Below are 15,560 nucleotides of genomic sequence, written 5' to 3'. Positions count from 1 at the left end.
CTGGCGGGATCGCTAAGTTGATTATAATGGCCGAAAGTGGATGATGACGTGGAAGTTCACGCTAATTTAACAAAATTACAGCGTACTGGTGACGAACGCCGTATAATGAAGCGCTTACAGAGAGGCCATGACTAACTTCATGAAATACCACGATCTACGCGACTTCCTGGCGCTGCTGGAAAAGCAGGGCGAACTCAAACGCATCACGCTTCCTGTTGATCCCTATCTGGAAATGACAGAAATTGCTGACCGCACACTGCGTGCCGGTGGCCCTGCGCTGCTGTTTGAAAATCCGAAAGGCTATTCCATGCCGGTGCTGTGTAACCTGTTCGGCACGCCTAAACGCGTGGCGATGGGCATGGGGCAGGAAGACGTGTCGGCGTTGCGTGAAGTCGGCAAATTGCTCGCGTTTTTGAAAGAGCCGGAGCCACCAAAAGGCTTCCGCGATCTGTTCGATAAATTGCCGCAGTTCAAACAAGTGTTGAACATGCCGACCAAACGCCTGCGCGGTGCGCCGTGTCAGCAGAAAATCCTCGAAGGCGATGCGGTCGATCTAACCCGTATCCCGATCATGCAGTGTTGGCCAGAAGATGCTGCGCCGCTGATTACCTGGGGTTTGACCGTCACTCGCGGTCCGCATAAAGAACGCCAAAATCTGGGTATTTATCGTCAGCAGCTAATCGGCAAAAATAAGCTGATTATGCGTTGGCTGTCGCATCGCGGCGGCGCGCTTGATTTCCAGGAGTGGTGTGCGGCACATCCGGGCGAACGTTTCCCGGTTTCTGTCGCGTTGGGAGCCGATCCCGCCACTATTCTCGGTGCGGTTACGCCGGTTCCTGACACCCTTTCCGAATATGCTTTTGCTGGCCTGTTGCGCGGTACGAAAACCGAAGTGGTGAAGTGCGTTTCCAATGACCTGGAAGTGCCGGCCAGCGCAGAGATTGTGCTCGAAGGGTATATCGAACAGGGCGAAATGGCGCCGGAAGGGCCTTACGGCGATCACACGGGATACTACAATGAAATCGATAATTTCCCTGTGTTTACCGTTACCCATATTACTCAGCGTGACGATGCTATTTATCACTCGACTTACACAGGCCGTCCGCCGGATGAGCCCGCCGTGCTGGGCGTGGCGCTGAACGAAGTGTTTGTGCCGATTCTGCAAAAGCAGTTTCCGGAAATTGTCGATTTCTATTTGCCGCCGGAAGGCTGTTCATATCGCCTGGCCGTTGTGACCATTAAGAAGCAGTATGCAGGTCACGCCAAACGCGTAATGATGGGCGTATGGTCTTTCCTGCGCCAGTTTATGTACACCAAATTTGTTATTGTCTGTGATGATGACGTTAACGCCCGTGACTGGAATGATGTCATCTGGGCGATCACCACGCGCATGGACCCCGCGCGTGACACGGTGTTAGTTGAAAACACGCCAATTGATTATCTGGATTTTGCCTCGCCGGTTTCCGGTCTTGGTTCAAAAATGGGACTGGATGCCACCAATAAATGGCCCGGCGAAACTTCGCGCGAATGGGGTCGTCCGATTCAAAAAGACCCTGAAGTGACGGCACGAATTGACGCGATATGGGACGAGCTAGCCATATTGAATGACGGTAAGCCTGCATCTGACCGTTAAGCCCTTTAGACTTCCCGACAGAGAGAGCTAATGACAACCTTAAGCTGTAAAGTGACCTCGGTAGATGCAATTACCGACACCGTATATCGCGTCCGTTTGGTTCCAGAGGCGGCATTTTCTTTCCGCGCTGGCCAATATTTGATGGTTGTGATGGATGAGCGTGATAAGCGTCCTTTCTCTATGGCGTCTACGCCAGCGGAGCAGGAGTTTATTGAGTTACACATAGGTGCGTCAGAGCTTAATCTTTATGCCATGGCTGTTATGGATCGCATCCTGAAAGAGCGTGAAATTCAGGTCGACATTCCGCATGGCGAAGCGTGGCTGCGTGAAGACGAAGACCGTCCGCTGATTTTGATCGCGGGCGGTACCGGTTTTTCTTACGTGCGTTCCATTCTGCTCACTGCGCTGGCGCACAATCCTGACCGCGATATCACCATCTACTGGGGCGGTCGTGAAGAAAAACACCTGTACGACCTGTCTGAGCTGGAAGCGTTGAGCGTGACCCACCAAAATCTGCGCATCGAACCGGTTGTTGAGCAGCCGGAAGAGGGATGGCGTGGGCGCAGCGGTACGGTGCTGACGGCGGTGCTGCAGGATCACGGAACGCTGGCCGGGCACGATATCTATATTGCAGGCCGTTTTGAGATGGCAAAAATTGCCCGCGATTTGTTCTGTAACGAACGCGATGCGCGTGAAGATCGTCTGTTTGGCGATGCGTTTGCGTTTATCTGAGAATAAAAAACCCGCCCCTGACAGGCGGGAAGAACGGCAACTAAACCTTCTCTCTTCGCCATTAATGCCATAACTGCGTTGGCTGCGCGCACTCACCCGAATCGCTTACCTGTGTAAGCTCATCGGGATTTGTTTGCTTGCCGCCTTGTTCTGGCCTCAATGGCTTTGAGATAACGCCAGCGTCATTGACGATGGCGCTTCACATCTGTTTAAACCCTTTCAAACACCGTCGCGATCCCCTGACCCAGCCCGATGCACATCGTCGCCAGACCAAACTGCGCGTCTTTGCGTTCCATCAGGTTAATCAGCGTGGTGCTGATACGCGCACCTGAGCAGCCCAGCGGATGACCTAGCGCAATTGCGCCGCCGTTGAGGTTGATCTTCTCGTCGATCTGCTCCATCAGGCCCAGATCTTTAATGCACGGCAGGATCTGCGCGGCGAACGCTTCGTTCATCTCAAAAAGATCGATATCGCTGGCGGTCAGCCCGGCTTTCTTCAGCGCCAGTTTTGAGGCCGGAACCGGACCATAACCCATTATTGAGGGATCGCAGCCGACCACCGCCATGGAGCGGATTCGCGCGCGCGGCGTGAGACCCAATTCACGAGCACGACTTTCACTCATTACCAGCATGGCGGCTGCACCATCGGAAAGAGCCGATGACGTTCCCGCTGTGACCGTGCCGGTTACCGGATCGAATGCGGGACGCAGCGTGGAAAGCGCTTCAACCGTCGTTTCCGGGCGGATCACTTCGTCGTAGTAATACTGTTTCAGCACGCCATCAACATCGTGGCCGCCGGTTGGCAGAATTTCGTTCTTAAATGCGCCGGATTGCGTCGCGGCCCAGGCACGGGCGTGGGAACGAGCGGCGAACTGGTCCTGCATTTCACGGCTGATACCGTGCATGCGGGAGAGCATTTCGGCGGTCAGCCCCATCATGCCAGCGGCTTTGGCGACGTTGCGGCTCATACCGGGATGGAAATCCACCCCGTGGCTCATCGGGACGTGACCCATATGTTCCACGCCGCCGACCATGCAGACCTGCGCATCGCCAGTCATGATCATGCGCGCCGCATCGTGCAAGGCCTGCATAGACGATCCGCACAGGCGGTTGACGGTAACTGCCGGAACGGAGTGCGGGATTTCCGCCAGTAGAGAGGCGTTACGCGCAATGTTAAAACCTTGCTCCAGCGTCTGCTGCACGCAGCCCCAGTAAATATCATCAATCGCACTTGCTTCCAGCGCCGGGTTGCGCGCCAGCAGGCTCCGCATCAGGTGCGCGGAGAGATCTTCGGCGCGTACGTGACGGAATGCGCCACCCTTTGAACGGCCCATCGGGGTGCGAATTGCATCGACAATGACAACCTTTTCCATTGTGACTCCTTAAGCCGTTTTCAGCGCGCCGACCGGACGGGCTGGCTCAACTGGCGGATAATACGGTTCGTTATGGCGGGCTTTGTTACGCAGACCTTCCGGCACGTCATATAGCGGACCGAGCTGCTGATACTGCTGAGCCATATCGAGATATTTGGCGCTGCCGAGCGTATCCAGCCAGCGGAATGCGCCGCCGTGGAACGGAGGGAACCCGAGGCCGTAAACCAGCGCCATATCAGCTTCTGCCGGGCTGGCGATAATGCCTTCTTCCAGACAACGCACCACTTCGTTGACCATCGGGATCATCATGCGCGCAATGATCTCGTCGTCGCTGAAATCGCGCTTCGGCTGGCTAATGTCGGCCAGTAAACCCTCTACCGCGGCATCGTCTTCTTTCTTCGGCTTGCCTTTGCTGTCTTCTTTATAGCGCCAGAAGCCCAGGCCGTTTTTCTGCCCGAAGCGATGAGCATCAAACAGGGCGTCGATAGCATCGCGATAATCTTTCTGCATGCGCTGCGGGAAACCAGCCGCCATCACCGCCTGAGCGTGATGTGCGGTATCAATCCCGACCACATCCAGCAGATAGGCAGGGCCCATCGGCCAGCCGAACTGTTTTTCCATCACTTTATCGACTTTGCGGAAGTCAGCGCCGTCGCGGAGCAACTGGCTAAAGCCTGCGAAGTAAGGGAATAGCACGCGGTTGACGAAAAATCCTGGGCAGTCGTTAACGACGATCGGCGTTTTGCCCATTTTGCTGGCCCACGCCACCACTTTGGCGATGGTTTCGTCGGACGTTTTTTCTCCGCGAATGACTTCAACTAGCGGCATGCGGTGCACCGGGTTAAAGAAGTGCATACCGCAGAAGTTTTCCGGGCGCTTAAGAACGCTCGCCAGTTCGCCAATCGGAATGGTGGAAGTGTTAGACGCCAGAACGGTATCCGGACGAACTTTATCTTCTGTTTCTGCCAGCACCGCTTTTTTGATTTTCGGGTTTTCCACCACCGCTTCGACGACTACATCAACACGGTTAAAGCCGCTGTAATCCAGCGTTGGATGGATAGTCGAAATGACGCCCGAAAGTTTCAGGCCATCAATTTTCCCGCGTTCCAGCTGTTTATTCAGTAGCTTAGCGGCCTCTGTCATGCCCAGCGTCAGGGATTTGTCGTTGATGTCCTTCATGATCACCGGCACGCCTTTCCAGGCGGACTGATAAGCGATCCCACCGCCCATGATGCCTGCGCCCAGAACGGCAGCCTGTTTTGGCATCTCAACATTTTTTGTCAGCTGTTTTGCTTTGCCTTTCACGAACTGATCGTTCAGGAAAATGCCAACCAGGGCGCGGGCTTCATTGGTGTGCGCCAGCGGGACGAAACTTTGGTTTTCGAGTTTAAGCGCCTCTTCACGACCAAAGCGCGCAGCGGCTTCAATGGTTTTTACAGCGGTAATCGGCGCCGGGTAATGTTTGCCCGCCGTCTGCATCACCATGCCTTTGGCAATGGTAAAGCTCATGGTGGCTTCAATTTTGCTGAGCTTCAGCGGCTCAAGCTTCGGCTGACGTTTGGCTTTCCAGTCGAGATCGCCATTGATCGCCTGACGTAAAATGCCGACCGCGCCATCGCGGAGTTTTTCGGCTTTCACGATGCCGTCGATCAGACCGATTTTGAGCGCCTGATCCGCGCCGACGTCTTTACCGGCAGCAATGATTTCCAGTGCGCTATCAGCACCCAGCATGCGCGGCGTACGAACGGAGCCGCCAAAGCCCGGCATGATACCCAGTTTGGTTTCCGGCAGGCCGATGCGTAGATCTGGCGTTGCCAGACGGTAGTCGGTCGCCAGCACGCATTCACAACCCCCGCCGAGCGCATAGCCGTTAACGGCCGAAATCGTCGGGACCGGTAAATCTTCCAGTCGATTAAACACGCTATTGGCAAAATGGAGCCACTGGCTGAGCTGCTCTTCCGGGACCTGGAATAAAGAGAGGAACTCAGTGATATCCGCGCCAACGATAAAGGCGGCTTTTTCGGAACGCAGCAGCAGACCTTTGAGATCAGATTGTTTTTCGAGCACATCCAGCGCGTGGCCAAGGCTGGCTACGGTCGCGGTATCGAGCTTGTTGACTGAACCGGGGGCATCAAACACCAGTTCGGCGATGCCATCTTCCAGCCAGTCCACGTATAGGGTGTCACCTTTGTAGAGCATGTCAGTCTCCTGAATCCAGCAAGGGGATCTGGTCATACCAGATGAGACCGAGTGTGGGATTTATGTTAATAAAATGCAAATTTATCATTAAGGAATTGCTGCGGGGATCACGCTCGGCGGAGATCACGCAGGATAAGTGAGGTGTGCTAAGATGCGAAGACTAGAGCTCAAACATGAAAGGAATAATGATGGACTCACTGGCAGCACTTTATAAAAATCATATTGTTACGTTGCAAGAGCGTACCCGCGACGTATTGGCTCGCTATAAACTCGATGCGCTGCTTATCCACTCCGGTGAGCTGTTGAATGTCTTCCTCGATGACCATGCTTATCCTTTCAAGGTAAATCCACAGTTCAAAGCCTGGGTTCCAGTGACACAGGTTCCCAACTGCTGGTTGCTGGTTGATGGCGTGAACAAACCGAAACTGTGGTTCTACTTGCCGGTCGATTACTGGCACAACGTTGAGCCGCTGCCGACGACGTTCTGGACGGAAGAAGTGGATGTGATTGCGCTGCCGAAAGCGGATGCTATTGGCAGCCAGTTACCCGCTACACGCGGCAACATCGCTTACATCGGACCGGTTCCTGAGCGCGCTTTGGCTCTGGATATTCCAGCAGACAAAATCAACCCGAAAGGCGTGATCGATTATCTGCATTACTACCGCGCTTATAAGACCGACTATGAACTGTCCTGCATGCGTGAAGCACAGAAAACCGCAGTGAATGGTCATCAGGCTGCGCATGAAGCCTTCCTGTCCGGCATGAGCGAGTTTGATATTAACCAGGCTTACCTGACGGCGACGGGTCATCGTGATACCGATGTGCCTTACGGGAATATCGTGGCGCTGAACGAGCACGCCTCCGTTCTGCACTACACCAAACTGGATCACCGCGCGCCTTCTGAAATTCGCAGCTTCCTGCTGGATGCGGGTGCTGAGTACAACGGTTACGCGGCGGATCTGACGCGTACCTGGGCTGCCAACAGCGATACCGATTTTGCGCATTTGATTAAAGACGTGAACGACGAACAGCTGGCGCTTATCAGCACCATGAAAGCGGGCACGAGCTATGTTGACTATCATATTCAGTTCCATCAGCGCATCGCTAAGCTGCTGCGTAAGCATCAGATTGTGACGGATATGAGCGAAGAGGCGATGGTCGAAAACGATCTCACCGGGCCATTTATGCCACATGGGATTGGCCATCCGCTGGGTCTGCAGGTACATGATGTGGCCGGTTTTATGCAGGATGATATGGGTACGCACCTGGCGGCGCCGTCTAAATATCCGTACCTGCGTTGCACCCGCGTGCTGGAACCGCGCATGGTGTTGACCATCGAGCCGGGCATCTACTTTATTGATTCTCTGTTGAATCCGTGGCGTGAAGGCCAGTTCAGCAAGCACTTCAACTGGCAGAAAATTGATGCGCTGAAACCGTTTGGTGGTATTCGTATTGAAGATAACGTGGTGGTTCACGAGAACAATATCGAGAACATGACGCGAGATCAGAAGCTGGCGTGATGGACAGTTGGCTGATACCGGCCGAGCCGGTCACCTTCTCTGAAGAGATTAAAAAAAGCCGTTTTATCACGCTGTTGTCTCACACCGACGGCGTGGAGGCGGCGAAAGCGTTTGTTGAGTCGGTTCGTGCAGACCATCCCGACGCCCGCCACCATTGCGTGGCGTGGGTCGCCGGCGCACCGAACGATTCGCAACAGCTGGGATTCTCTGATGATGGTGAACCTGCAGGAACGGCCGGTAAACCGATGCTCTCTCAGCTGATGGGGAGTGGCGTCGGTGAAATTACCGCGGTCGTCGTTCGTTATTATGGCGGCATATTATTAGGTACCGGCGGGCTGGTTAAGGCCTACGGTGGTGGCGTTCAGCAGGCGCTTAATCAGCTTAATACCCTCCGCAAAACGCCATTAACCGAATATACTTTGTTGTGTGATTACGCCCAGTTGTCCGGCATTGAGACGTTACTTAAGCAATTTAACGGTGTGATTGTGCAAAGTGATTACCAGGCGACGGTTCAATTACGCGTGGCACTTCCTCTGGCGGAGCACTCGGCTTTTTCAGCAAAACTGGCTGATTTTAGTCGCGGTGCGTTGCAATTGCTGCCGATTGAAGAATAATCCCCACCTTACTTTCTGAATACCAAAGGAAACGGCAGAGATGCATTTTCGTGCCATAACCCGAATCGTTGGACTGCTGGTTATCCTCTTCTCCGGGACGATGATTCTCCCTGGACTGGTGGCGCTTATCTATCGGGACGGCGCGGGGCGTGCGTTCACACAAACCTTCTTTGCTGCGCTGGTGATTGGTTCCATGCTGTGGTGGCCAAACCGTCGTGAAAAGGGCGAACTGAAATCCCGCGAAGGCTTTCTGATCGTGGTTCTGTTCTGGACCGTGCTGGGAAGCGTGGGGGCGCTGCCGTTTATCTTCGCGGAGCAGCCTAACCTGACGGTCACCGATGCCTTCTTTGAATCCTTTTCCGGGTTGACGACCACGGGTGCGACGACGCTGGTGGGGTTAGATTCGTTACCGCATGCGATTCTTTTTTATCGTCAGATGCTGCAGTGGTTCGGTGGTATGGGGATCATCGTATTAGCCGTTGCGATTCTGCCTATTCTGGGGGTCGGGGGGATGCAGCTCTATCGCGCGGAAATGCCCGGGCCGCTTAAAGATAATAAGATGCGCCCGCGTATTGCGGAGACGGCCAAAACCCTCTGGTTCATCTATGTGTTGCTGACCGTTGCCTGCGCGCTGGCCCTCTGGTTTGCCGGGATGCCTGCGTTTGATGCGATAGGGCACAGCTTCTCGACGATTGCGATTGGCGGATTCTCCACGCACGACGCCAGCGTGGGGTATTTCGACAGTCCGACCATCAACACCATCATTGCTGTCTTCTTACTGATCTCCGGCTGTAACTATGGTCTTCACTTCTCTTTATTAAGTGGACGTAGTTTGAAGGTGTACTGGCGCGACCCGGAGTTCAGGATGTTTATTGGAGTGCAGTTAACGCTGGTGGTGATTTGTACATCGGTCTTGTGGCTCCACGATGTTTACAGCTCGGCAGTTACCACTCTCAACCAGGCGTTCTTCCAGGTTGTGTCGATGGCGACCACCGCGGGGTTTACGACGGACAGTATTTCCCGCTGGCCGCTGTTCCTGCCGGTCTTGCTTTTATGCTCTGCCTTTATAGGCGGGTGTGCGGGGTCGACGGGCGGGGGATTGAAGGTGATTCGTATCCTTCTGCTGTTTAAACAGGGGAACCGTGAGCTGAAACGACTGGTGCATCCGAACGCGGTCTACAGTATTAAGCTTGGTAACCGCGCGTTACCGGAACGTATCCTCGAAGCGGTATGGGGCTTCTTCTCGGCTTATGCGCTGGTCTTTATTGTCAGCATGCTGGCCATTATTGCGACCGGCGTTGATGATTTTTCGGCGTTTGCGTCTGTCGTGGCAACGCTTAATAACCTCGGGCCAGGGCTTGGCGTCGTAGCGGACAACTTTGCCAGTATGAATCCGGTGGCGAAATGGATCTTGATTGCCAATATGCTTTTTGGGCGTCTTGAGGTCTTTACGCTGCTGGTGCTGTTCACCCCAACATTCTGGCGCGATTAAGGAAGTATCTGGTGAAGACATTAATACTATTCTCCACACGTGACGGACAGACGCGCGAGATTGCCTCTTATCTGGCGTCTGAATTAAAAGAGCAGGGCATTTATGCCGACGTAGTGAATCTGAATCGTACGGAAGAGATTGTTTGGCAAGACTACGACCGTGTGGTGATTGGTGCGTCGATTCGGTACGGACACTTTCATCCAGCAGTTGATCGCTTCGTGAAGAAGCATGCAGCCACGTTGAATGCGATGCCGAGCGCTTTCTATTCTGTGAACCTCGTAGCGCGTAAAGCAGAGAAGCGTACGCCACAGACGAACAGCTATACGCGTAAGTTCCTGCTGAGCTCTCCCTGGCAGCCAAAGTTATGCGCCGTGTTTGCTGGCGCGCTGCGTTATCCCCGTTATCGCTGGCTTGACCGCTTTATGATTCGTTTAATTATGAAGATGACAGGCGGGGAAACCGATACAACTAAAGAAGTGGTCTATACCGACTGGCAACAGGTCGCCAGTTTTGCGCGGGAAATCGCACAATTAACGGCCAATGCGCGGATTTAATAAACGTAAAGTTTGAAAAATAAGCGAACGAAAACTTTTTTGAAATTTATGCTTGTCACCTCAGAATAACTCCCTATAATGCGCCTCCACTGACACGGAACAACGGAACACAAGCCGCCGGGTCAGCGGGGTTCAGCGATGAACGCCGGCAGAGAAAAGCGAAAATAAACGCTTGACTCTGAATGAGGAAAACGTATTATACGGGACCTCGCAACGGTGAGCGAAAGCCGCGTTGCACTGCTCTTTAACAATTTATCAGACAATCTGTGTGGGCACTCAAAGTGACATGGATTCTAAACGTCTTCGGACGCTAAATGAATAACCAAGTCTCAGTGAGTGAACATACGTAATTCATTACGAAGTTCTTTTCTTTAGAAATAAAGAAACACGAGCATCAAACTTAAATTGAAGAGTTTGATCATGGCTCAGATTGAACGCTGGCGGCAGGCCTAACACATGCAAGTCGAGCGGTAGCACAGAGAGCTTGCTCTCGGGTGACGAGCGGCGGACGGGTGAGTAATGTCTGGGAAACTGCCTGATGGAGGGGGATAACTACTGGAAACGGTAGCTAATACCGCATAACGTCGCAAGACCAAAGAGGGGGACCTTCGGGCCTCTTGCCATCAGATGTGCCCAGATGGGATTAGCTAGTAGGTGGGGTAATGGCTCACCTAGGCGACGATCCCTAGCTGGTCTGAGAGGATGACCAGCCACACTGGAACTGAGACACGGTCCAGACTCCTACGGGAGGCAGCAGTGGGGAATATTGCACAATGGGCGCAAGCCTGATGCAGCCATGCCGCGTGTATGAAGAAGGCCTTCGGGTTGTAAAGTACTTTCAGCGAGGAGGAAGGCATTGTGGTTAATAACCACAGTGATTGACGTTACTCGCAGAAGAAGCACCGGCTAACTCCGTGCCAGCAGCCGCGGTAATACGGAGGGTGCAAGCGTTAATCGGAATTACTGGGCGTAAAGCGCACGCAGGCGGTCTGTCAAGTCGGATGTGAAATCCCCGGGCTCAACCTGGGAACTGCATTCGAAACTGGCAGGCTAGAGTCTTGTAGAGGGGGGTAGAATTCCAGGTGTAGCGGTGAAATGCGTAGAGATCTGGAGGAATACCGGTGGCGAAGGCGGCCCCCTGGACAAAGACTGACGCTCAGGTGCGAAAGCGTGGGGAGCAAACAGGATTAGATACCCTGGTAGTCCACGCCGTAAACGATGTCGACTTGGAGGTTGTTCCCTTGAGGAGTGGCTTCCGGAGCTAACGCGTTAAGTCGACCGCCTGGGGAGTACGGCCGCAAGGTTAAAACTCAAATGAATTGACGGGGGCCCGCACAAGCGGTGGAGCATGTGGTTTAATTCGATGCAACGCGAAGAACCTTACCTACTCTTGACATCCAGAGAACTTAGCAGAGATGCTTTGGTGCCTTCGGGAACTCTGAGACAGGTGCTGCATGGCTGTCGTCAGCTCGTGTTGTGAAATGTTGGGTTAAGTCCCGCAACGAGCGCAACCCTTATCCTTTGTTGCCAGCGGTTCGGCCGGGAACTCAAAGGAGACTGCCAGTGATAAACTGGAGGAAGGTGGGGATGACGTCAAGTCATCATGGCCCTTACGAGTAGGGCTACACACGTGCTACAATGGCATATACAAAGAGAAGCGACCTCGCGAGAGCAAGCGGACCTCACAAAGTATGTCGTAGTCCGGATCGGAGTCTGCAACTCGACTCCGTGAAGTCGGAATCGCTAGTAATCGTAGATCAGAATGCTACGGTGAATACGTTCCCGGGCCTTGTACACACCGCCCGTCACACCATGGGAGTGGGTTGCAAAAGAAGTAGGTAGCTTAACCTTCGGGAGGGCGCTTACCACTTTGTGATTCATGACTGGGGTGAAGTCGTAACAAGGTAACCGTAGGGGAACCTGCGGTTGGATCACCTCCTTACCTGAAGAACCTGCCTTTGTAGTGTCCACACAGATTGTCTGATGAAAAATAAGCAGTAAAGAATCTCTGCAGGCTTGTAGCTCAGGTGGTTAGAGCGCACCCCTGATAAGGGTGAGGTCGGTGGTTCAAGTCCACTCAGGCCTACCAAATTTTCCCTGAATACTGCGTTGCGAAATAACTCGCATACTTCAGTATGCTTCGTTCTTCCACGCCTTGTCTCAGGAAAAATTGTCGGTAACGAGATTTGCATTTACGATGGGGTTATAGCTCAGCTGGGAGAGCGCCTGCCTTGCACGCAGGAGGTCTGCGGTTCGATCCCGCATAGCTCCACCATCCTTTTACTGCTGAAAACAAGAAAACTTCAGAGTGTACCTGAAAAGGTGCGCTGCGAAGTTTTGCTCTTTAAAAATCTGGATCAAGCTGAAAATTGAAACGACACACTGTGTCTGCTCTCCGTAATAAGAGCAGGTAAGCGGTGTGTTCGAGTCTCTCAAATTTTCGCAACACTGTGGGTGTTTTACGAAACATCTTCGGGTTGTGAGGTTAAGCGACTAAGCGTACACGGTGGATGCCTAGGCAGTCAGAGGCGATGAAGGACGTGCTAATCTGCGATAAGCGTCGGTAAGGTGATATGAACCGTTATAACCGACGATTTCCGAATGGGGAAACCCAGTGCAATCCGTTGCACTATCGTTAAGTGAATACATAGCTTAACGAAGCGAACCAGGGGAACTGAAACATCTAAGTACCCTGAGGAAAAGAAATCAACCGAGATTCCCCCAGTAGCGGCGAGCGAACGGGGAACAGCCCAGAACCTGAATCAGTTTGTGTGTTAGTGGAAGCGTCTGGAAAGTCGCAGGGTACAGGGTGATACTCCCGTACACAAAAATGCACATACTGTGAGTTCGAAGAGTAGGGCGGGACACGTGGTATCCTGTCTGAATATGGGGGGACCATCCTCCAAGGCTAAATACTCCTGACTGACCGATAGTGAACCAGTACCGTGAGGGAAAGGCGAAAAGAACCCCGGCGAGGGGAGTGAAACAGAACCTGAAACCGTGTACGTACAAGCAGTGGGAGCCTTGATTTATCAGGGTGACTGCGTACCTTTTGTATAATGGGTCAGCGACTTATATTCTGTAGCAAGGTTAACCGTATAGGGGAGCCGAAGGGAAACCGAGTCTTAACTGGGCGTTAAGTTGCAGGGTATAGACCCGAAACCCGGTGATCTAGCCATGGGCAGGTTGAAGGTTGGGTAACACTAACTGGAGGACCGAACCGACTAATGTTGAAAAATTAGCGGATGACTTGTGGCTGGGGGTGAAAGGCCAATCAAACCGGGAGATAGCTGGTTCTCCCCGAAAGCTATTTAGGTAGCGCCTCGTGAACTCATCTTCGGGGGTAGAGCACTGTTTCGGCTAGGGGGCCATCCCGGCTTACCAACCCGATGCAAACTACGAATACCGAAGAATGTTATCACGGGAGACACACGGCGGGTGCTAACGTCCGTCGTGAAGAGGGAAACAACCCAGACCGCCAGCTAAGGTCCCAAAGTCACAGTTAAGTGGGAAACGATGTGGGAAGGCACAGACAGCCAGGATGTTGGCTTAGAAGCAGCCATCATTTAAAGAAAGCGTAATAGCTCACTGGTCGAGTCGGCCTGCGCGGAAGATGTAACGGGGCTAAACTGTGCACCGAAGCTGCGGCAGCGACGCTTATGCGTTGTTGGGTAGGGGAGCGTTCTGTAAGCCGTCGAAGGTGTCCTGTGAGGGATGCTGGAGGTATCAGAAGTGCGAATGCTGACATAAGTAACGATAAAGCGGGTGAAAAGCCCGCTCGCCGGAAGACCAAGGGTTCCTGTCCAACGTTAATCGGGGCAGGGTGAGTCGACCCCTAAGGCGAGGCCGAAAGGCGTAGTCGATGGGAAACAGGTTAATATTCCTGTACTCGGTGTTACTGCGAAGGGGGGACGGAGAAGGCTATGTTAGCCGGGCGACGGTTGTCCCGGTTTAAGCATGTAGGCGGAGCGTTTAGGTAAATCCGGACGCTTTTTAACGCTGAGGTGTGATGACGAGGCACTACGGTGCTGAAGTAACAAATGCCCTGCTTCCAGGAAAAGCCTCTAAGCATCAGGTAACATCAAATCGTACCCCAAACCGACACAGGTGGTCAGGTAGAGAATACCAAGGCGCTTGAGAGAACTCGGGTGAAGGAACTAGGCAAAATGGTGCCGTAACTTCGGGAGAAGGCACGCTGATGGTAAGTGAAGCGACTTGCTCGTGGAGCTGAAATCAGTCGAAGATACCAGCTGGCTGCAACTGTTTATTAAAAACACAGCACTGTGCAAACACGAAAGTGGACGTATACGGTGTGACGCCTGCCCGGTGCCGGAAGGTTAATTGATGGGGTTAGCGGCAACGCGAAGCTCTTGATCGAAGCCCCGGTAAACGGCGGCCGTAACTATAACGGTCCTAAGGTAGCGAAATTCCTTGTCGGGTAAGTTCCGACCTGCACGAATGGCGTAATGATGGCCAGGCTGTCTCCACCCGAGACTCAGTGAAATTGAACTCGCTGTGAAGATGCAGTGTACCCGCGGCAAGACGGAAAGACCCCGTGAACCTTTACTATAGCTTGACACTGAACACTGGTCCTTGATGTGTAGGATAGGTGGGAGGCTTTGAAGCGTGGACGCCAGTCTGCGTGGAGCCAACCTTGAAATACCACCCTTTAATGGCTGGTGTTCTAACGTAGACCCGTAATCCGGGTTGCGGACAGTGTCTGGTGGGTAGTTTGACTGGGGCGGTCTCCTCCTAAAGAGTAACGGAGGAGCACGAAGGTTAGCTAATCCTGGTCGGACATCAGGAGGTTAGTGCAATGGCATAAGCTAGCTTGACTGCGAGAGTGACGGCTCGAGCAGGTGCGAAAGCAGGTCATAGTGATCCGGTGGTTCTGAATGGAAGGGCCATCGCTCAACGGATAAAAGGTACTCCGGGGATAACAGGCTGATACCGCCCAAGAGTTCATATCGACGGCGGTGTTTGGCACCTCGATGTCGGCTCATCACATCCTGGGGCTGAAGTAGGTCCCAAGGGTACGGCTGTTCGCCGTTTAAAGTGGTACGCGAGCTGGGTTTAGAACGTCGTGAGACAGTTCGGTCCCTATCTGCCGTGGGCGCTGGAGAATTGAGGGGGGCTGCTCCTAGTACGAGAGGACCGGAGTGGACGCATCACTGGTGTTCGGGTTGTCATGCCAATGGCATTGCCCGGTAGCTAAATGCGGAAAAGATAAGTGCTGAAAGCATCTAAGCACGAAACTTGCCCCGAGATGAGTTCTCCCTGACTCCTTGAGAGTCCTGAAGGAACGTTGAAGACTACGACGTTGATAGGTCGGGTGTGTAAGCGTAGCGATACGTTGAGCTAACCGATACTAATGAACCGTGAGGCTTAACCTTACAACGCCGAAGCTGTTTTGGCGGAAAGAGACGATATTCAGCTTGATAAC

The 15,560-nt window shown here is 53.3% G+C and carries 8 protein-coding genes, 2 tRNA genes and 2 rRNA genes; 10 read left to right on the top strand and 2 right to left on the bottom strand.

What is annotated here, in order from left to right; genetic code table 11:
• The first annotated feature begins 127 nt into the window (after positions 1–127).
• Entirely contained in the window at positions 128–1,633 is a 1,506-nt protein-coding gene (ubiD, locus tag I6L74_RS07470) for a 4-hydroxy-3-polyprenylbenzoate decarboxylase (protein ID WP_059180700.1), read from the top strand.
• A 30-nt stretch (positions 1,634–1,663) separates the two neighbouring features.
• Positions 1,664–2,365, top strand: a complete 702-nt coding sequence (gene fre / locus I6L74_RS07465) for an NAD(P)H-flavin reductase (protein WP_059180699.1) — start codon at positions 1,664–1,666, stop codon at positions 2,363–2,365.
• A 209-nt stretch (positions 2,366–2,574) separates the two neighbouring features.
• On the opposite strand, the gene fadA is transcribed toward fre, so the two are convergent.
• Both fadA and fadB read right to left on the bottom strand, forming a co-directional pair.
• Positions 2,575–3,738 (bottom strand): acetyl-CoA C-acyltransferase FadA, encoded by a 1,164-nt coding sequence (gene fadA, locus I6L74_RS07460; protein ID WP_059180698.1) that lies wholly within the window; start codon positions 3,736–3,738, stop codon positions 2,575–2,577.
• A 9-nt stretch (positions 3,739–3,747) separates the two neighbouring features.
• Positions 3,748–5,937, bottom strand: a complete 2,190-nt coding sequence (fadB, locus tag I6L74_RS07455) for a fatty acid oxidation complex subunit alpha FadB (RefSeq protein ID WP_059180697.1) — start codon at positions 5,935–5,937, stop codon at positions 3,748–3,750.
• Positions 5,938–6,125: 188 nt separating this feature from the next.
• On the opposite strand from fadB, the gene pepQ reads away from it, so the two are divergent.
• From pepQ to I6L74_RS07415, 8 genes are all read left to right on the top strand, one after another.
• Complete coding sequence (pepQ, locus tag I6L74_RS07450; protein WP_059180696.1) at positions 6,126–7,457, top strand: Xaa-Pro dipeptidase; 1,332 nt, start codon at positions 6,126–6,128, stop codon at positions 7,455–7,457.
• On the top strand, positions 7,457–8,071 hold the full coding sequence (locus I6L74_RS07445) for an IMPACT family protein (RefSeq protein WP_059180695.1): 615 nt from the start codon (positions 7,457–7,459) through the stop codon (positions 8,069–8,071). Before pepQ ends, I6L74_RS07445 begins: the two co-directional genes overlap by 1 nt.
• 40 nt (positions 8,072–8,111) lie before the next feature.
• A complete protein-coding gene (gene trkH, locus I6L74_RS07440) occupies positions 8,112–9,563 on the top strand; it encodes a Trk system potassium transporter TrkH (RefSeq protein ID WP_059180694.1) in 1,452 nt (483 codons plus the stop codon).
• A gap of 11 nt (positions 9,564–9,574) precedes the next feature.
• Positions 9,575–10,117 (top strand): menaquinone-dependent protoporphyrinogen IX dehydrogenase, encoded by a 543-nt coding sequence (hemG, locus tag I6L74_RS07435; RefSeq protein WP_059180693.1) that lies wholly within the window; start codon positions 9,575–9,577, stop codon positions 10,115–10,117.
• 402 nt (positions 10,118–10,519) lie between these two features.
• A 16S ribosomal RNA gene (locus tag I6L74_RS07430) occupies positions 10,520–12,059 on the top strand.
• Between the two features lie 70 nt (positions 12,060–12,129).
• Positions 12,130–12,206: transfer RNA gene (locus I6L74_RS07425), tRNA-Ile, on the top strand.
• Between the two features lie 110 nt (positions 12,207–12,316).
• Positions 12,317–12,392 (top strand) — tRNA-Ala (locus I6L74_RS07420).
• A gap of 208 nt (positions 12,393–12,600) precedes the next feature.
• Positions 12,601–15,510, top strand: a 23S ribosomal RNA gene (locus tag I6L74_RS07415).
• The 16S and 23S rRNA genes sit together here with 2 tRNA genes alongside, the layout of an rRNA operon.
• The last annotated feature ends 50 nt before the right edge of the window (positions 15,511–15,560 follow it).

The organism is Lelliottia amnigena (assembly GCF_019047465.1).
GTDB classification, from domain to species: Bacteria; Pseudomonadota; Gammaproteobacteria; order Enterobacterales; family Enterobacteriaceae; genus Enterobacter; species Enterobacter amnigenus.
This window is presented reverse-complemented; position numbering and strand designations above follow the sequence as displayed.

What these genes read in the sequence shown, in the direction of transcription:
- pepQ (WP_059180696.1), top strand. Translation starts at nt 6,126, where the DNA reads ATGGACTCACTGGCAGCACTTTATAAAAATCATATTGTTACGTTGCAA.
- ubiD (WP_059180700.1), top strand. Translation starts at nt 128, where the DNA reads ATGACTAACTTCATGAAATACCACGATCTACGCGACTTCCTGGCGCTG.
- fre (WP_059180699.1), top strand. Translation starts at nt 1,664, where the DNA reads ATGACAACCTTAAGCTGTAAAGTGACCTCGGTAGATGCAATTACCGAC.
- fadB (WP_059180697.1), bottom strand. Translation starts at nt 5,937, where the DNA reads ATGCTCTACAAAGGTGACACCCTATACGTGGACTGGCTGGAAGATGGC.
- I6L74_RS07445 (WP_059180695.1), top strand. Translation starts at nt 7,457, where the DNA reads ATGGACAGTTGGCTGATACCGGCCGAGCCGGTCACCTTCTCTGAAGAG.
- fadA (WP_059180698.1), bottom strand. Translation starts at nt 3,738, where the DNA reads ATGGAAAAGGTTGTCATTGTCGATGCAATTCGCACCCCGATGGGCCGT.
- trkH (WP_059180694.1), top strand. Translation starts at nt 8,112, where the DNA reads ATGCATTTTCGTGCCATAACCCGAATCGTTGGACTGCTGGTTATCCTC.